General features: G+C 68.5%; 14 protein-coding genes. 10 read left to right on the forward strand and 4 right to left on the reverse strand.

Going from position 1 to position 17,260, the window contains the following annotated elements:
- Nucleotides 1-2: 2 nt before the first annotated feature.
- Genes traW through J2X09_RS03875 form a run of 8 tightly spaced genes read left to right on the forward strand, consistent with a single transcriptional unit; the run spans nt 3 to nt 10,323 of the window.
- On the forward strand, nt 3-623 hold the full coding sequence (traW, locus tag J2X09_RS03840; protein ID WP_242455309.1) for a type-F conjugative transfer system protein TraW: 621 nt from the start codon (nt 3-5) through the stop codon (nt 621-623).
- Nucleotides 620-1,639 carry a TraU family protein gene (locus J2X09_RS03845; RefSeq protein ID WP_059400262.1) on the forward strand — a complete coding sequence of 340 codons (1,020 nt, stop codon included), beginning with the start codon at nt 620-622 and terminating at the stop codon, nt 1,637-1,639. The genes traW and J2X09_RS03845 overlap by 4 nt, the downstream gene beginning before the upstream one ends.
- A 34-nt stretch (nt 1,640-1,673) precedes the next feature.
- A complete protein-coding gene (gene trbC, locus J2X09_RS03850; protein ID WP_242455308.1) occupies nt 1,674-2,399 on the forward strand; it encodes a type-F conjugative transfer system pilin assembly protein TrbC in 726 nt (241 codons plus the stop codon).
- Nucleotides 2,400-2,406: 7 nt separating this feature from the next.
- On the forward strand, nt 2,407-4,824 hold the full coding sequence (gene traN, locus J2X09_RS03855; protein ID WP_059400260.1) for a type-F conjugative transfer system mating-pair stabilization protein TraN: 2,418 nt from the start codon (nt 2,407-2,409) through the stop codon (nt 4,822-4,824).
- Nucleotides 4,821-5,213 carry a hypothetical protein gene (locus J2X09_RS03860; RefSeq protein WP_059400259.1) on the forward strand — a complete coding sequence of 131 codons (393 nt, stop codon included), beginning with the start codon at nt 4,821-4,823 and terminating at the stop codon, nt 5,211-5,213. Before traN ends, J2X09_RS03860 begins: the two co-directional genes overlap by 4 nt.
- Nucleotides 5,214-5,220: 7 nt before the next feature.
- Complete coding sequence (gene traF / locus J2X09_RS03865) at nt 5,221-6,096, forward strand: conjugal transfer protein TraF (RefSeq protein ID WP_059400258.1); 876 nt, start codon at nt 5,221-5,223, stop codon at nt 6,094-6,096.
- A 9-nt stretch (nt 6,097-6,105) separates the two neighbouring features.
- Nucleotides 6,106-7,554, forward strand: coding sequence for a conjugal transfer protein TraH (locus tag J2X09_RS03870; RefSeq protein WP_059400257.1), 1,449 nt, complete (start codon nt 6,106-6,108; stop codon nt 7,552-7,554).
- 21 nt (nt 7,555-7,575) lie between these two features.
- A complete protein-coding gene (locus tag J2X09_RS03875; protein ID WP_059400256.1) occupies nt 7,576-10,323 on the forward strand; it encodes a conjugal transfer protein TraG N-terminal domain-containing protein in 2,748 nt (915 codons plus the stop codon).
- A gap of 5 nt (nt 10,324-10,328) precedes the next feature.
- On the opposite strand, the gene J2X09_RS03880 is transcribed toward J2X09_RS03875, so the two are convergent.
- From J2X09_RS03880 to J2X09_RS03895, 4 genes are all read right to left on the reverse strand, one after another.
- Nucleotides 10,329-10,664: a hypothetical protein gene (locus J2X09_RS03880; protein ID WP_059400255.1), complete on the reverse strand. Its 336-nt coding sequence runs from the start codon at nt 10,662-10,664 to the stop codon at nt 10,329-10,331.
- 160 nt (nt 10,665-10,824) lie between these two features.
- Nucleotides 10,825-11,610 (reverse strand): hypothetical protein, encoded by a 786-nt coding sequence (locus J2X09_RS03885; protein WP_059400254.1) that lies wholly within the window; start codon nt 11,608-11,610, stop codon nt 10,825-10,827.
- Nucleotides 11,604-12,596 (reverse strand): hypothetical protein, encoded by a 993-nt coding sequence (locus J2X09_RS03890; protein ID WP_059400253.1) that lies wholly within the window; start codon nt 12,594-12,596, stop codon nt 11,604-11,606. Before J2X09_RS03890 ends, J2X09_RS03885 begins: the two co-directional genes overlap by 7 nt.
- A 287-nt stretch (nt 12,597-12,883) precedes the next feature.
- The gene (locus J2X09_RS03895) at nt 12,884-13,708 is read right to left on the reverse strand and encodes a LysR family transcriptional regulator (RefSeq protein ID WP_204731834.1); all 825 of its coding nucleotides are present in this window, start codon (nt 13,706-13,708) and stop codon (nt 12,884-12,886) included.
- Nucleotides 13,709-13,892: 184 nt separating this feature from the next.
- On the opposite strand from J2X09_RS03895, the gene J2X09_RS03900 reads away from it, so the two are divergent.
- The gene (locus J2X09_RS03900) at nt 13,893-15,263 is read left to right on the forward strand and encodes a KamA family radical SAM protein (RefSeq protein ID WP_059400441.1); all 1,371 of its coding nucleotides are present in this window, start codon (nt 13,893-13,895) and stop codon (nt 15,261-15,263) included.
- Between the two features lie 59 nt (nt 15,264-15,322).
- Complete coding sequence (locus tag J2X09_RS03905) at nt 15,323-17,209, forward strand: FAD/NAD(P)-binding protein (protein WP_063840188.1); 1,887 nt, start codon at nt 15,323-15,325, stop codon at nt 17,207-17,209.
- Nucleotides 17,210-17,260: the final 51 nt, after the last annotated feature.

Below are 17,260 nucleotides of genomic sequence, written 5' to 3' on the forward strand. Positions count from 1 at the left end.
GCTTGTCGGCCGCCCTGCTCGTCGTGCTGGCCAGTGGCGGCACGACCGCCCGCGCCACGGACCTCGGCGCGCTGGGGCCGACGTACGGGATCACCGAGCCGCACCTGCTGCGCATGATCGAGGAACGGCTGCGCGAGAAGGAGCGCTCGGGCGAGCTGGCGCGCGTCGAGCAGGAGGCGCGGGCACGCGGCACCGACACGGTGAGGAACCCGGTGCCGGTCCCCGGCGTGCGGACCACGGCGTTTCCGCGCTCCTTCTACTTCGACCCCACCTACACGCTCGACCGCAACATCCTGGGCGCGCACGGCGAGCTTCTCTTCGCCGCCGGCACGCAGGCCAATCCCCTGGACATCGTCTCCCTGTCGCGCCACCTGCTGTTCTTCGACGCGCGCGACGCCCGTCAAGTGCGTCGCGCGCACCAGCTGGTCGCCCACTACCAGGGCAAGGTCAAGCCCATCCTGACCGCAGGCTCCTACCTCGATCTCATGAAGGCCTGGCGCGTCCCGGTCTACTACGACCAGCAGGGGATGCTCACGCGGCGCCTGGGGATCACGCAGGTGCCCGCCTTGGTGTCCCAGGAGGGCAAGCGGCTGCGCATCGACGAGATGGAGGTGGAGCGATGAAACCGCGCCTGCTCACCCACACGCTCCGTTGGCTGGCCGGGCTCCTCCTGGCGGGAGGCTGCGCGGCCGCGGGCGCGACCACCTGCACCGGCAGGTTTCCCAACCCGATCACCGACATCTGCTGGAGCTGCATCCTGCCCCTGAGCATCGGGGGCGCGCGCATCGGCGACTTCGGTTCGCAGGAGGACATCGACAACCCAGGCAGCCCGCTGTGCACCTGCGGCGTCAACCCGGTGATCGGCCTGTCGATCGGCTTCTGGGAACCGGCCCGCCACGTCGAGGCGGTGCGCAAGCCCTTCTGCCTGGCCTCGCTGGGCGGCATCGACCTCGACCCGGGCATCCCCGCGCCGGAGGCCGCGCGCTTCACGCGTCCCGAGGGCGACGGCGACGGCGGATCGTTCTACCAGGCCCACTTCTACGTGAACCCCATCCTCTACTACCTCGAGGTGGTGACCGACTTCCCCTGCCTGGAGAAGGGCAGCTTCGACCTTGCATACCTCACCGAGGTCGACCCGCTCTGGGCCGACGACGAGCTCACGCTGATCATCAATCCCGACGCGGTGCTGTTCGCCAACCCCGTGGCGGTCGCGGCCTGCGCCGCCGACTGCGTCGCCGCCTCGATGGGCTTTGGCATCCGCGAGATGTTCTGGTGCGCGGGCTGCCAGGGCGGCCTCTACCCGATGAACGGCCACGTGCCGTACCACATGGGCGGGGTACGCACGGCGGCGCTGATGGCCCAGCGGCTGACGGCCAAGATGCACCGGGAACTCATCGCCTGGGGCTGGCACGGCCAGGCCGGCCTGTGCGGGCCGTACTTCCTGCCGGTCATGGACAAGGCCGCCTACAAGACCCAGCTCACCTACCCGATCCCGGCCACGTCGAAGGAGGCCGGCAAGTGCTGCCAGCCGTTCGGGCGCCAGACCGTCACCTGGGGCGCCGGCAAGGAGTACCCCGTTCAGGGCGAGGACTTCGCCTTCATCCTGTTTCGCAAGAGGAACTGCTGTGTGGGCTACTGACCTTCTCCGCGGGCGGAAGCTCGTCCTGGCGTTCGTGCTCGCCGTCCACGCGGCGGCATCCCCTGCCGCCGGGCCAGTCGTGGGTCCGGCCGCGCCCGCCATCACCGATGCAGACCTCGAGCGGGTGCGCCGCGAGCAGCCCACCGTCACCGAGCAGGACATCGATCAGGCCCGGCGCAAGCACCGCATGCCCGCAGAAGCGGAGCTGAAGGCGGCGCCCCCGGCGCCGGCCCCCGCCATCGATGCGCTGCCCCGGCCCGCGACGAACATGCCGATCGACCTCGAGGCCCTGGCGCGGGGCTATGCCGCGCAGGCGGGCGCCATGCAGGCCGCGGAAGGGCTGGCGCAGGGGCCTGGGCTGATGGTCTTCGTGAGCCTGTCCATGCCGCGCCCTGCGCTGCAGCGGCTGATCGACCAGGCCGCGCGCGCGCGCGCCTCCGTGATCCTGCGCGGACTCGCACAGGGGTCGCTGCGCGAGACCGTGGCGCAGGTGCAGCCGCTCATCGGCACGCGCCAGGTGGCGGTGCAGATCGACCCGCAGGCCTACGACCGGTTCTCGATCGAGCGCGTGCCCAGCTTCGTGCTGGTGCGCGACGGCACGCGCCCGGTCTCGTGCGCCAGCGGCACCTGCGCGCCGCCCGAGGCCTTCCTGCGCGCGGCCGGCGACGTGAGCCTGGACTATGCGCTGGAGCACATGGTGCGCGCTGCGCCGGCGTTCCAGGGCGACGCGGCGGGCTTTCTGCGGCGGCTGAAGGAGTAGCGCCACCATGCTTCTCACGCTCTCCCTCCTCCTGCGCCGGGCCGTGGTCTGGGCCACGCTCGCCTGCTTCGTAACCACCCAGACCGCGGCGCAGACCGGCGCGCACGCCGAGGGCACGGCTGCGGGCCAGGCCGCGAATCCCGTCATCCGCGGCGCGATCAATGCCCCGGACGCCTCCGCCGTGGTGCCGGGCTACACGAACGCGCCGCCCGAGCGGCTCTACTACGGGCAGCCCAACCTCTCGGGGCAGACCAGCGCCCGGCTAGCGGGCTGCGCGATGACTCCGAACGACCCCGTGTGCCAGGCGCTGCTGGGTGCCCGGGCCTCGGCCCACACGCCGCGCGAGCCGGTGTCTCCGTACGACCCCGCCGTGCTGGATGCCCGCCGCATCGCGTCCAACCCGTCCACCCAGCTAGAGGACATTGCCAGCTTCTACGCCGGCTGCCAGGTCGACACGGTGGCCACGCCGGCCACGGAGACCCGCGTGTGCCGGCAGTATTCCGGCGCTTCCGCGCTGTCCTGCGCGCGCACGCTGTCCGTGGCGGTCTCGCGCACCAGCAGTTGCCCGCCCGGGGAGTGGTTTGCCCAGGGAACCGCGGGAGCGATCGGCCTCGGCGTGCAGTGCAAGCCGGACCAGCCAGCCTCGCAGCAGCGCATGCGCGTGACCGCGGGCGGCGCGCCGGTGGCCTTCTTCGACGTCGACATGACCAGCGCGTACGTGTTCCCGCAGATCGTGGCGCCGCTGCCCGGCGGGGATCCGATGGGCGGCGGCAGAAACGGCCTCTGGGTCGCCAACAACCGCTGCAATGGCGACGACTGCCGGGTCACCGGCTATGTGGCCCAGGAATACCGGCAGGTCTGCACGGGTGGCGGCGGCGATTCGGGGGACATGCAATGCACGACCGAACGGCCCTTCCTGGAGATCTATGGCGCCTGCCCCGCCGGCACGCAAAGCGGCGACCGGATCGGCCACACGACCGGCGCCGCAGGCGATGCCGGGGATGTTCAGACCACCTACCTCGAGGAGGGACGCTGCTACGCCCCCAGCGAGGACCCCGAGGACGCGCCGGGCGAGGACATCACGCGCACCCTCCAGGGGTCCTACTGGCGGCCGGCCGGCAGCCGCCCCGTGGTGGGCTTCCGGCTCAACCCGCTGTACGGGTACATCCCGCAGATGACGCTGGGCTACGAGCGGCCGCACACGACCGTCATCGAGACCGACCAGTGGGACGACCAGTGCCCGGCGCTGGACGCAGAAGGACGCTGCGCCGTCACCGGCGCGGCGCGCTGCGTCGATGGGCCAGCCACCAAGGAGATCGACGGCGCGCCGGTCACCCGCTCCTGCTGGCGCTACGAGACCTCGCTCTCCTGCCAGTACGGCGCGCCCACGGACGAATGCGCGCCCCTGGCCACCGCGGGCTGCACGCCCACTGGCACCACCTGCCGCCAGCCGAACCCGGCCACGGGGCTGTGCGAGATCACCGAGAACACCTACAGCTGCCCGGTCGCCCCGGGCTCCGCGGTCACGGCACGCAACTGCCCGAAGGACGTCTTCTGCATTGCCGGCAGCTGCTTCAACACCACCTACACCAACGACGCGGATTTCGCCCGCGCCATGTCCTTCCTGGAAGCCGGGCGCGAGGCCGGGGTCTACCTCGACACCGACAACCTGCAGGTGTTCCGGGGCGAGGCCAACCGCTGCAGGGACCGGCTGCTGAAGAACTGCTGCATGTCGGACGGCGCGGGCAAGGGCATGAGCAACCAGAGCATGTTCGGCGTGGGCTCGCGCCTGGTCTTCGACGCCCTGATGAACGCCGGCAACCGCCAGTTCCTGTACCAGGGCATGCAGGCCTTGCTCCTGGGCGGCGGCTTCTCCGGCAGTTTCACCACCTACGGCGTCACGGTCGCCGTGAACGGAACCGCGCTGCCCGCCGGTTCCTCGGTGCTCTACGCGGGCGAGAGCGTGGTCGTGGCCTTCGACCCATGGAGCCTCGTCATCGCGATCGTGATCTACGTCGTGATGGCCGCCATGTCCTGCGACGAAGAGGAAGGCAAGCTCGCCATGAAGGAAGGCGCCCGCCTGTGCCACACGGTCGGCACGTACTGCTCCTCTTGCATCCGGATCCTGGGCAAGTGCGTCTCCTGCATCACGCACACGACGAGCAAGTGCTGCTTCAACTCCGTGCTGGCCCGGATCATCAACGAGCAGGGTCGCCTGCAGGTCATGAAGTGGTGGGGAACGGCCGAGGCGCCTGACTGCTCGGGCTTCACGATCGCGCAGTTGCAGGCCCTGGACTTCGCGCGCATGGACCTCACTGAGTTCTATGCCTCGATCGTCCCGAACATGCCCAACGTCGGCGCGATGCAGAGCGGCGCCGCCGGTCGCGCCAGCAACTGCTACTACGGCGAAGGGAGGTGCCAATGAACTGCGCCGCGCGCCGGGCCGCCGCCTTCGCGGGCGCCGCCCTCTTCCCGCTTCTGATGGCGCAGCCACGCGCCGAGACGTTCCGCACCCCCGTGGCGGACGCCCGCCCCGTCCTGCTGGCGGCGCTGCAGTCCGCGGACGGCATGGCGCATGGCGTCCTCGTCGGCGAGATCGCCGACGCGATCACCCAGCGCTTCGAGGCCACCTCGCCCATCTACATCGATGTGTCGACCGAGAAGCGCTATCGCGAACCGGGCTGCAGCCGGCTGAAGGTGCTGTTCTGGCAGGAAGGCGTGAAGCTGCCCGACGTGGCCGCGCCGCGCAGGCAGACCATCGAGTTCGGCATCAACTACTGCCTCGACGGCTTGCCGCCGAAGTCGCTGCGGTGAGGGCACCATGAGGACCGGCCACGCTCCTTGCCCGCGTCAGCGGCTGCTGCTCCTGGCACTGATGCTGCTCGGCGGCACGGCGGCGGCAGCGAACGGCGCCGCCGCATCCCTCCAGGATGAGCCGCGCCCGTACTGGTCGGACGCCTGGCGCGGCTGGCACTTCTACGAAGACCCTCCCGCCGAAGAGCGCGAGCCCTCCGCCCGCCCCGCCCCGCCCATGCCCGCACGGCCGCTGGCGCCGCCCCGGCCGCCCGAGCTCGTGGAGTTCGAACGGCTGCAGAAGGCGCTGGAAGACCTGCGCAACATCGCGATCATGCGTCCGACCGAGACCAACGTGCGGCGCTACATGGAGCTGGAGATGCAGGTGGTGGACCGCGCCTCCTACTTCGCCGACATGGCCCAGCGCATCGCCTGGGCCACCCCGGCGCTCGACCCGACCTTGCAGGGCCGCCCGGTCAACGCGCAGGCGCTGGAGGTCTTTGACCAGCAGCAGCGGGCCGAGCGCTCCGGCTCCGTGGCCGCCCTGGGCGCCGACCACGTCCTCATCTTCTTTTATCGCAGCGACTGCCCCTACTGCCACGCCTTCGCCCCGACCCTCCAGGCCTTCGAGGCACGCCACGGCATCCGGGTCGAGGCGGTGAGCGTCGACGGCGGTCCCATGCCGGCATTCCCGCGCGCGCGTCCCGACAACGGCATCGCCACCGCGCTGCGCGTCGCCCAGGTGCCGGCCGTGTTCCTGGCCCACCCCGCCTCCGGAAAGATCACCCAGATCGGCTCCGGCGTTCTCTCCGAGTCGCAGTTGCTGGAGCGCATCTCCATCGTCACGTCGCCCGCGGGCGAAGCCATGTTGCCGGGCGCAACGCAGCACCTGGCCCTGCCCTAGGAGGTTCCCGTGCCATCCCCCTCGCGCTCCATCCACCGCAGCAGGGCCATCGCGTTGGCCGTGTCCCTGGCGATGCTGTCCACGGGCCAGTCCGCGCGGGCCGACCTCAACAGCGAGGTGAACGACATGTTCGCCAACCTCGGCGCCATCGGCAACTACACCGCACCGGGCGCTTTCCGGGGCCAGACCTACAACACCTACACGGGCGGCAACCTCATGATGCGCTCCCCCAACAAGGTCTACCAGCTCGCCGCCATCCAGTTCCCGTCGGCCAAGGCGGGCTGCGGCGGGATCGACGTCTTCGGGGGCAGCTTCAGCCACATCTCCGCGCAGGAATTCAAAGCCATGTTGAGAAACATTACGGCCGCCTTGCCCGGCATCGCCTTCCAGCTCGCGCTGGAGGCCGTGTCTCCCTTGCTCGGCGGTTTGACCAAGTGGGCCAAGGGCCTGGAGACATGGATCAACAACGCGCGGATCAACTCCTGCGAGACCGCCAAGGCGATTGTCAGCACCGCGGCCGAGGCCGTGGGCTACAGCTCGCAGGAGACCTGCGCGGACCTCGCGATGGAAATGGGCCTGGAAAGCGACCGGGACGCGGCGCGCAAGCGCTGCGGCACGGACCGGCCCAGCATCCTGTCCTCCGCGCGTTCCTCGGGCGATGCCAACGTGCGCAACAAGGCGCCGTTCGTGGGCAACCTCACCTGGAAGGCCCTGCAGTACACCGGCGCCGCGCTCGACGACGCGGGGCGGGAACTGATCATGAGCATGGTCGGCACCGTCATCTACTATCCCGAAGAGTCCGGCCGCGACCCGGAGCCGGTCGCGCCGACGCTCACCTCGATCAGCCAGCTGCTCTACGGCCAGGCCGCCGGCACGGGCGACAACGTCATCCAGCACCTGCTGCGCTGCAACGACTACACGGCGTGCGACGTCGTCTCGCTCAACACCGCCTACAACCATGTGCCCTTCACCGCCAAGGTCGAGGCCATGATGCGCTCGATCGCCGACAAGATCGCGACGCGCACGCCCATCCCCAACAACTCGGCCGAGGTCGGCTTCGTCAACCAGACCACGGAGCCGGTCTACAAGATGCTCTCGGTCGGCACCAGCATTCCCGGCTCGGGCCTGGCCGACAGCCTGATCGGCCAGTACCGCGACGTGATCGCGGCCGATTACGCCTATGTCTTCCTGGAGCGCAACCTGCGCGTGGGCATGGCAGCGCTGGCCAAGGACTACACGCTCCAGCAAACCCAGCGCGAGCAGGCCAACCAGATCCGCCAGCGCGCACAGGCGATCCTGCTGCTGCTCAGCCAGGAAAAGAGCCTGCTGTACCAGAAGGTCGGCTCATACCGTGCCGTGGCCAGCCACCTCGAACAGCTGGAGCGCCAGTTGCGCTCCAGCATGCCCCAGCACGTGATGGACATGCTCGGCCAGCAGGCCGCCTACGTGACCCGGTAGTGGCGATGGGGCGGCAGCACCATGTGGGAGATCTACGCCTACCAGAACGCGGACAGCCTGTTCGGGATCTTCAACGCCACCGCGGCCGTCCACTCGTCCGGCGACTACGCATCGGCCGTGGCGCTGGTGGCCTTCTGCGGCTTCGTCACCGCGCTCATCGCCTACGCCTTCGCCCCGGAAAAGCTCGAGGGGTGGAAGTGGCTGGCCTCCGTGATGCTGGTCTTCAGCATCCTGATCGTGCCGAAGGTGACCGTGGGGATCGTGGACAAGACCGGTGGCTCCGCGGTCCGTGTCGTGGACAACGTGCCGTTCGGCGTGGCGCTGCTGGGCAGCATGACCAGCACCGTCGGGCACACGATCACGGGACTCTTCGAGACGGCGTTCCAGCAGATCCCCGGCCCCGGGGCGCTGCCGGAGGAACTGGCGTACCAGCGCAACGGCCTGATGTTCGGCAATCGCCTCGTGCGGGAGACCGGCAACGTGGTGTTCCAGAGCCCTGACTTCCGCACCGACCTGATCAACTTCATCCACAACTGCACGACCTACGACCTCATCGACGGCACGCTCGACCCTGCCGCGTTCTCTGCGTCGGGTGACGTCTGGGCGCTCATGGGTTCACCCAACCCAGCGCGCTTCAGCACGCTCACCGGCGCGAACGGCAATGTGGGGGTGGACACCTGCCCGAACGTCTACCAGAGCCTCAACGGACGGCTGCCCGCACAGCTCCAACGGATCCAGGGACGCCTGGCATTCCAGCTCAATCCCACGCTCCCCGCGACCGCGGCGGCGGCGGCCATCGCGGGGCAAGTCCAACAGGCTTACCTCAAGAACAGCATCGCCGATGCCTCGGCGACCGCCGCCGACATCATCCGGCAAAACGCCATGCTCAACGCACTGGAGGACACGGGTAAGATCATCGGGCAGAAGGTCAACGATCCTGCCGCGATGGTGCTGGCCGTGGGCCGCGCCCAGGCCGTGGCGCAGATGAACGCCTCGTGGCTCAACTACGGCAAGGTGGCCGAGCAGGCGCTGCCGGTGTTTCGCAACGTCATCGAAGCGCTGACCTACGTCCTGTTCCCGCTCATGGTGCTGCTGCTGATGCTGACCAGCGGGCGCGAGACCATGCTGGCCATCAAAGGCTACGCAACGATCCTCATATGGATCCAGTTGTGGCCGCCTCTCTACGCCGTGCTGAACTACATGGCCTCCATTTATGCGGCCTACGACCTGGCCGCCGCGGCGGACCTCGGCACGGGCGCACGGGCACTGACCCTCCAGACCTCCTCCGTCATCTACTCGCGCGCGCTCTCCGGCGAGGCGATCGTCGGCTACCTGGCGATGAGCATCCCGTTCGTCGCCTGGGCCGCGCTCAAGCGCATGGAGAACTTCGGCACCGCGCTCGTGGGCGGCCTGTCGGGCCTTCAGGCCAGCCTCTCGGGCGCGACCGCTGCTTCGACCGTCGGGAACACCTCGCTGGGCAACATCTCCATGGACCAGATGCAGCTCGCGCCGCAACGCACCTCGGCCTTCATGGGCAGCTGGCAGCACGACCTCAGCGGCAATACCTTCTCGTCGAACGCGCTCACCGGAAGGACCGCGGTCAGCCTGCTGCGCAACCAGGGCTTCGCGTCGAGGGTAGTCTCCATGCGGGTGTCGGAGCAGGACGTTCAGGAGGCGAGCCATCAGGTGGATGCTGCGCGCGGCGAGGCCATCGCGGCCAGCTCCGAGCGCTCGGCCGTCCTCGCGGAAGCCTTCACCAAGGGCATGGCCAAGCTGAACTCTTCGCGCAGCAGCAGCGGCTCCACGTCGAGCAGCTTCGAACAGTTCGGCGAGACGCTCCACCGGCTCGACCAGGTCAGCAAGAGCGTGGCGGACACAACAGGCCTAACACAGGCCCAGGCGGCGCGCATTGCCTTTGGGGCCTCTGCTCGTCTCGGCGTTGGGGGCGCCGTGGATAAGAACTACAGTTCGAGCCTCTCCTCGGCCGAGCAAAAGGCCCTTGGCTCAATGACCGCGGAGCAGTTGGCCGACTTCAAGCAGTTTGGCGATCGAGTCTCCAGAGACAGGAGCTTCATGACGGTGGTTGCCAGCGATGCGCGTGAGGGACAGGATCTCGCGGCCCGCCTTGCGACGAGCACAGCCAGGTCGGAGCGCGCCGACGCCAGCCTATCGGAGCGAAGTGCCTTCGCCGAGCGCGTCTCGACGGCCTATGAAAGGGGGGAGACCATCTCCATCGACATCGCTCAGGATCCTCACAACCTTGCAATGTTCACCCGCTACGCTGAACAGTACGGCGGTAACAGCGCCTCTGCGCGCATCCTGATGGAGGCGGAACTGGCGCGGCAGTCCCTGCGGCCGAATCGCGTTTTCTCGGATGGCACAGGGGTGCCCACGGCCTTCAGCGATGTTCGAGCACAGCATATGCAGAACTCCAGCGATCCTGCACTAGCCCCTGACCTTGCCGGACGTCACCTATCAAATCAAGGGGAGGTGATAGGTTTCGGAGGGTCGGCGACGTCGACAGCGTCTGTAGCGAACACGCCATCGTCGCTGCGGAGCACGGTTCGCGAGGAAGGAGAGCGCATCAGGGCGCTCACGTCAGCCGACCAAGGCGAATTCGACCGAAAGGCACAGATCACGAGCACGGCCGACGGCACCCTTGCATCCGAACGCTCCCTGGTGTTGCAGGCGGGCAAGCAGGTCAAAGAGGACGCTGCACCGCTCGTCGATAACGCGACGCGAGCGATAAAGGACGTCTTGAAGAAATAGCTAGGTTAGATGTTCTTATCGGCATCCAACATATGGGACCCATGCTCAGGGCGCGGGGGCTTCGTGAAGGGTAAATGACCTTCATCTCGCCAATAGTTGAAGGCAGCTTCGCGGCCCATCATGTCGGAGCCGGCGATTGAATCAGCCTCCTCGGTGTTCCGAAGCTGGCGAGGCCGCTGCCGTCGCTTCCCGAACTGCGACAGCGCGCCACCGATCGCTCCACCGAACAGAGCGCCGACAGCCATCATCACGATCCGCAGCCCCCAGTCATCGTTGCGAGCTGGCAGAAATCCCGCCCCAATGCCAAGCAGCAAGAAGACGACGAAGACGATTTTCCGCATACGAGCCTCTCTGAATGGTCTCAACCTTAGCGATTCGAATCGATTGGTGCAATGCATCTGCTGCCAGGCAAGACTCTGGACCTCTCGCCACCTTCTACCCTCTCACGATGCGTGCGCTAGTCGGACGCCGAGCGAAACCTCATGGCCTGACGGAGTTCGATCATCCAGACACCCCGTCTCGTTGATCCAGCTCATACGCTCGCGCTATGCGCGCCGCGAGCTCGTGAACCGTCACGTCGCCCAGCTGCAGGGCCTTGGGATCGATCGAATCGTCGGTCACGACGCGATCGAGAAACCGGCGGAGGTCGTCCCCGATCCTGGGCGCCAAAGGGATGCGCGTCGCTGGTGCCAGCAGTTGGGACAGGCGCAGCACGTCATTGAGGTGCTTGCGGATGTCCCTGCCATCGACATTGGCGCCCTGCTCCTTGCGCAGGCTCAACTCCAGCCACGCGATGGCCTTCAGCGGGATCAACCGGTCTTCACCGACCCATGGCAGGCCGTCCACTTCGCGGCGGCCGGACAGGATGAACTCGTAGTAGTCCTCGTCCAGCAGAATGGCCGACAGGCTCGACACGGCCTCTTCCATCGGAATCGGCGTCAGGCGGCTGCCCGCGGCCGGCTCCAGTCCCTCCGGTGCGCGCGCGAAGAGTTCGACCATGGCCGGAAAGCGCTCGTCGGCCGGCTTCTGGAAGCGATAGAACACCGGCTTGCCGGTCTCGCTGGCCTGCCGGATCCCGTATCCCCCGGCCTCCACGAAGCTCCAGAACGCCGCGCCAAAGGCAGGCGTCAGCGCCTCGACGTGGAGAACGACATCCAGGTCCTTGGTGGCGCGGAATGGGAGGCCGGCGTCCTCCATGGTCAGCGTGGCGGCCGTGCCGCCAATCAGGACATATTGGTCTGCATGCTCCTCGAACCAGTGCCGGAAGAGATCCAGGCCCCTCACCATGGCAGTTGCTCCTTCAGTTCATCCAGCGCCATTCGGACCCGGTCGTCCGTGCTGTCCTGCAAGCTCAGGATCAGCGACAGCGGATCCACGGTCGCCCGTTCCGGCCCCAGAGCGGGGCTGTAGGCCCACAGCTGCCACTCGTGCGCGGCTGGCGTCGGCTCGGGCAGCACCTGCATGCCGACCTTGCTGGCGGCCTTCCACTCTGCCGGCCCAGCCGCGTACACGACAGTGGTTGGCTCAGCCACGAGGGTATGGCGCGACAGGGCGCTGAGGCCGGCGAGCCGAAGCTGCCCGACGGCGTTTGCGCTCCCGGGCACCCACACGGTTCTCTTCACGGGTGTGCGCATAAGCGGCGCTGCCCGCTCCCAGATCTGCCGCGGGTGCGAATCCATCCGCAGCCAGCGCGACCGCCCGACGGCGTACGGCTTCGCCAGCCCGGTTTTGGCGAGTTCCCTGACCACCCGCGACATCGTCATGGCCGTGTAGCCCAGTGCGCTCCCGATGGCCGAGGCTTGCCATTCGGCCTGCCAGGGCTGTCTCAACAATACGCTGATCAGCACGGCCTGAGCGGAAGGGCTCAGTGCCTCTTCAGCCGCCGGAGCACGCTGCCGGAAGTACTCGCGCAGATCCAGCCCGAGGTCGGGAAGGTAGAGTTGGTTGCCGGGCACGACGAACGGCACCCGGTGTTCGATCAGGCGCTTGCGTTCGTACGATGCCAACGCGTCCGTACCGTAGATCACCGGCTTGCCCGATACCGCCCGGACCTTGTCCATCCACCTGCGGATCTCGCTGAGCGGCGGCCGTTGCGCGGATGGCGCGAAGGCCAGCACGACGCCCTGTCCCAGCAGGACCATTTCGCTGAAACGGAAGGCGTCGCGCAGGAAATACGGCAGCTCGTCGGCACCCGCCCACGGCGTTGCGTCCTGGATGCGAAGGCCCAGGACCTGCTGCAGGTACGCCCGCACTTCTGCCTCGAAATTCTCCATTGCCCTTGCATCATAACTCTCTTTTCGCACAATAACATCTAAGAAGTTATCGTGCAAACTTCTGTTATCCAAAAACGCCACATCCCAGGGAACGCGCCGTACGGGCCGCAGGCGCGTGAGCCGTCGGCTTCCCGGCCGAGGCCGGCAGGCCCGCACCTGCGCACAGCTCCCCACGCCGGCCAGGAGGCGTTTGCACCGTTCGGCGTCGCCGGCGTGGTGCTCGGTCTGGCATGCAGCCATGCCCAGGCCCCCACCGATGGCACTGCCGGTGGCCATCGCGGGCGGGGTCACCGGCACCCCACCGACGCACGGAACGCGGAACGCAAGGTGCGTACCGTGCCCTTCGTGGAGCCGTCGACGCTGCGCGACAGCATGGCGACCTTGGCCGGCGGGAGAGCCGGCAGTCCGAGGGCTTCGCCAACCTCCACGAGCCCCGCCGTCGCGAGGCGGCGGGGAAGTGGGAGCACACCGATTCCCGCAGCCGCCGCGGAGATGGCGGTCGCCACCCCTCCCCCGCGGAACGCATCGACCCACGGCACGTTGGAGCGAACAAGCAGACGGATGGCGAGGGCGCGCACGCCACAGGTCTCCACCACGGTGATCAACGGCAGAGGCTTGCCCGCGAGTCGCGCCGTGCGGCTGGCGTACCAGCCGTAGCAGTCCTCGAAGAGCAGATCGCCATCGCGCCGCGCGCCTTGCCGGATCACCGCCACGTCCAGATCGCCCTGCTCGAAGGCCTTGCGCACCTCGCTCGAGAAGTCGACGCGCACCTTCAGGAGCAAGCCAGGATCGTGTGCGTTCACGCGCGCGATGATCTCGGGCAGCTCCGGCCCCGCGACGTGATCGCTGATCGCGATGTTGAGCTCGCGGCCCGGCACCTTCACCCCTTCCAACGCGCTCTGCTGCGCGGCCAGCAGATCCTGCGCCAGTGGTAGGAAGGCCTCGCCCTCGGTGGACAGGCGCACGTGCCTGGGCGTCCTATCGATGAGGCGCCTGCCCATCGCGGCCTCGAGCCGGCGCACCTGGGCGCTGACACCGGCCTGCGTCATGCCCAGGGCCTCGGAGGCCAGCGTGAAGCTGTGCAGCTCGGCCACCAGAACAAAGGTCTCCACGGCGGCGAGATCGAGGTGCTGGCGCATGCTGGACAACGAGCCGCTATCTCTGAAACAGCTGCTGCTGGCTTTATCTCGGCGCCCCGCGCCGATAGATTGTTCCCAATGCACCGCGACGCATGGACCCTTCCGGATTTCCATGCACGGCCCACGCCGTCCGCAGACCTTCAACCAGGGAGCAGCCATGCAACAAGTCCCCGCCGCAGCCAGGTACAAGCCCTACACACGTCTCACGATCCGGCAAGCGCCGCAATGGGAAGCCCTGTCCGGCGAACAGCGGCTGGCGATCGACATCGTGGCGCGGGTGCTCCCTTTCCGCGTCAACGCCTATGTCCTCGACCAGCTGATCGACTGGGACAACATTCCGGACGATCCGATCTACCGGCTGACCTTCCCGCACAGGGACATGTTGTTCGAGAGTGAGTTCTCGCTCTTGCATCGCATGGTCTCCAACGGCGAGCCCGACGCCGCGATCGATCCGGTGGTCCGGTCGATCCGCATGCGGATGAATCCGCACCCGGCCGGGCAGATGACGCACAACATCCCCATGCTGGACGGTGTCGCGCTGCGCGGCCTGCAGCACAAGTACCGCGAGACCGTCCTGTTCTTCCCGAGCGCGGGGCAGACATGCCACGCCTACTGCACGTTCTGCTTCCGATGGCCGCAGTTCGTCGGCATGGAGGAACTCAAGTTTGATGCCAAGGAGTCGCAGGAACTGGTCGCCTACCTGCGCCGCCACCCCGAAGTCACCGACGTGCTGATCACCGGCGGCGATCCTCTCGTGATGAACGCGCGCTCGCTGTCGGAGTACCTTGAGCCGTTGCTGGCGCCCGAGCTGGCGCACGTGCAAAACATCCGCATCGGGACCAAGGCCGTGGCCTACTGGCCGCAGCGCTTCGTCAGCGACAAGGACGCCGACGAGCTGATGCGTCTGTTCGAGCGCATCGTGTCCGCCGGACGCAATCTCGCCGTGATGGGGCACTACAACCATCCGCGCGAGCTGCAGCACCCGGTCGCGCAGCAGGCGGTCCGGCGCATCATCGGCACGGGAGCGACCTTGCGGATGCAGGCGCCGCTCATCCGCCACGTCAACGAGGACCCGGCCTGCTGGAGCGAGCTCTGGACCACCGGCGTGAGGCTGGGCGCGACGCCGTACTACATGTTCGTCGAGCGCGACACCGGCCCCAGCGACTACTTCAAGCTTCCCCTCGCGCGCGCCTACGACATCTTCCAGCGCGCCTACCGCTCGGTCTCCGGCCTCGCGCGCACGGTGCGCGGCCCATCGATGAGCGCATTCCCTGGCAAGGTGATGATCGACGGCGTGGTCGAGCTCGCCGGTGAGAAGGTGTTCGCGCTGCAGTTCCTGCAGGCGCGCAATCCGCTCTGGGTGCGAAGGCCCTTCTATGCCGGCTTCGACGACCAGGCGGGCTGGCTCGACCAGCTGCGCCCGGCCTTCGGCGCGCGCCGCTTCTTCTTCGAGGAAGAGGACGCAACGGACGGTCCCATCCGCCACGAGGGCGCGCGCTCCATTCCGATCGCTTCCGCGGTGCATTGAGCCCGCGGGCATACCCGCCGGACCCACGGACCACGGCGCCACACGAGGAGACATCGACCATGCAAGCGATACGGATGGCCATCATCGGCATGGGCCCGCGCGGGCTCACCGTGCTCGAGCGGGTTCTGGAGCATGCACACAGGCTCCCCGCTGCGACCCCTGTCCGGATCGACGTCTACGACGACGGCGTGGCCGGGGAAGGCTGCCACCGCTCCGCCCAGCCCGATCACCTGCTCATCAACACCGTGGCCTCGCAGGTCACCGTCTTCGCACCCGCGAGCAAGGCGGGAGGCCAGGGCGGCATCTCGCTGGTCGAGTGGGCGCACGGCGCGGGCTACCGGCGGCATGGCAACCGCTTCCATCGCGAGGCGCCCGGATCGGGCGTGCCGATCACCCAGGCCGACCACCTGCCGCGCAGCCTGCTCGGCGAATACCTCGCCTGGGCCTACCGGCGCATCGCCGGTATGCTGCCGGCACACGTCACCGTGGCCCACCACCGCCAGCGCGTGAGGGACGTGATTCCTCAGGCCGAGGGCCACCGGGTGGTGTGCGCCGACGGCGGGGAGCACCCGGCCCGCTATCTCTTCCTGACCACGGGCCACGGCCGCCGCCAGCCGACCGAAGAGGACCGCTCGTTCGCGGACTTCGCCGCGCGCCACGCTCCGCGCAACGGCCGCCTTGCGTACTTCGCCTCGCCCTACCCCATCGAGACGCTGGACAGCATCCCGGCGGCCGCCACCGTGGCCGTCCAGGGGCTGGGCCTGACCGCGCACGACGTCGTGTCGGCCCTGACGCTGGGACGCGGCGGTCGCTACCTTCAGGCCCCAGGTGCGCTGCGCTACCTGCCCTCCGGCCGGGAGCCCCGCCTGCTGCTGTTCTCCCGCAACAGCCTGCCCTTCGCGGCGCGGGGCGTCAACCAGAAGGGACTGACCGGCCGCCACCAGGCCCGCTTCTTCACTGCGGAGACCGTGGCCCGCACGAGGCAGGCCGTGCTCGCCGCCACGGGCGACCCGCGCCTTGACTTCCAGGCAGACGTGCTGCCGCTCGTCCTTCGGGAAATGGCGTACGCGTACCGCTGTGCCGGGCAAGACGCCGAAGGGGACGCACCAGGCCCCGGCGAGGGCTTCGAGCCGACGCCGGACGAGCTGCTGGCCCTGGAGTCCATTCTCTGGCCGCTGAAGCGGAACTCCTTTGCCTCGTTCGATGCGTTCCAGGCCTTCGTGCACGGCCTCGTCGAGCAGGACCTCCTCGAGGCCGCCAAGGGCAACCGGGGCAGCGCCGTGAAGGCCGCCACCGATGTCCTGCGCGACACGCGCGAAGCCTTGCGCGCGGCCGTGGAGCACGGCGGGCTCACGCCCGCATCGCATCGCTTCTTCGTGCAGGACTTCAACGCGGCCACCAACCGCGTGGCCTTCGGTCCGCCGCGCCAGCGCAACGCCGAGTACCTGGCGTTGCGGCAGGCGGGGCTGATCGACATCGTGGGCGGGCCGGGCGCGCGGGTGGTCGCCGACGACGGTCTGGCGCGGTTCCGGATCGAGGCGCCCTACCCCGCCGGCACGCACAGCAGCGAGGCCGACGTCCTTGTGATCGCCCGGCTGGATGCCTACTCGCCGCTGACCGACGCCTCCACGCTGACGTCCCACCTCCTCGCGCGCGGGCTGATTCGCCCTTTCCGCAACGGCGACTACCACCCGAGCGGTATCGACATTGACGCAGCGATGCATCCCATCGGCGCCGACGGCACGGCACGGCCCGACATCTGGGTGCTCGGCTACCCTGCCGAGGGTCCGCATTTCTACACCCATGCGCTGCCGCGCCCGCACATCCCGTCGCGGCAAACCGAGGATGCGCAGCGCTGCATCCTCGAGATGCTCTCGGACATCGCGCGGCAGACCACAGGCGCCAGTGCCCGCACCCTGCAAGCCGCAGACCGGCCCGCACCATGACGCCCGCCTGCCGCCGGGCCGCGACGGGGATCCGCAGGCGGTTCCTGTCGG

Origin of the sequence: Hydrogenophaga laconesensis (assembly GCF_031457235.1) — a bacterium.
GTDB lineage: Bacteria > Pseudomonadota > Gammaproteobacteria > Burkholderiales > Burkholderiaceae_C > Hydrogenophaga > Hydrogenophaga laconesensis.

Bases quoted from the DNA above. Each gene is read 5' to 3' on its own strand.
- J2X09_RS03845 (WP_059400262.1), top strand. From the start codon at position 620: ATGAAACCGCGCCTGCTCACCCACACGCTCCGTTGGCTGGCCGGGCTC.
- traN (WP_059400260.1), top strand. From the start codon at position 2,407: ATGCTTCTCACGCTCTCCCTCCTCCTGCGCCGGGCCGTGGTCTGGGCC.
- J2X09_RS03860 (WP_059400259.1), top strand. From the start codon at position 4,821: ATGAACTGCGCCGCGCGCCGGGCCGCCGCCTTCGCGGGCGCCGCCCTC.
- traF (WP_059400258.1), top strand. From the start codon at position 5,221: ATGAGGACCGGCCACGCTCCTTGCCCGCGTCAGCGGCTGCTGCTCCTG.
- J2X09_RS03875 (WP_059400256.1), top strand. From the start codon at position 7,576: ATGTGGGAGATCTACGCCTACCAGAACGCGGACAGCCTGTTCGGGATC.
- J2X09_RS03880 (WP_059400255.1), bottom strand. From the start codon at position 10,664: ATGCGGAAAATCGTCTTCGTCGTCTTCTTGCTGCTTGGCATTGGGGCG.
- J2X09_RS03885 (WP_059400254.1), bottom strand. From the start codon at position 11,610: ATGGTGAGGGGCCTGGATCTCTTCCGGCACTGGTTCGAGGAGCATGCA.
- J2X09_RS03890 (WP_059400253.1), bottom strand. From the start codon at position 12,596: ATGGAGAATTTCGAGGCAGAAGTGCGGGCGTACCTGCAGCAGGTCCTG.
- J2X09_RS03900 (WP_059400441.1), top strand. From the start codon at position 13,893: ATGCAACAAGTCCCCGCCGCAGCCAGGTACAAGCCCTACACACGTCTC.
- J2X09_RS03905 (WP_063840188.1), top strand. From the start codon at position 15,323: ATGCAAGCGATACGGATGGCCATCATCGGCATGGGCCCGCGCGGGCTC.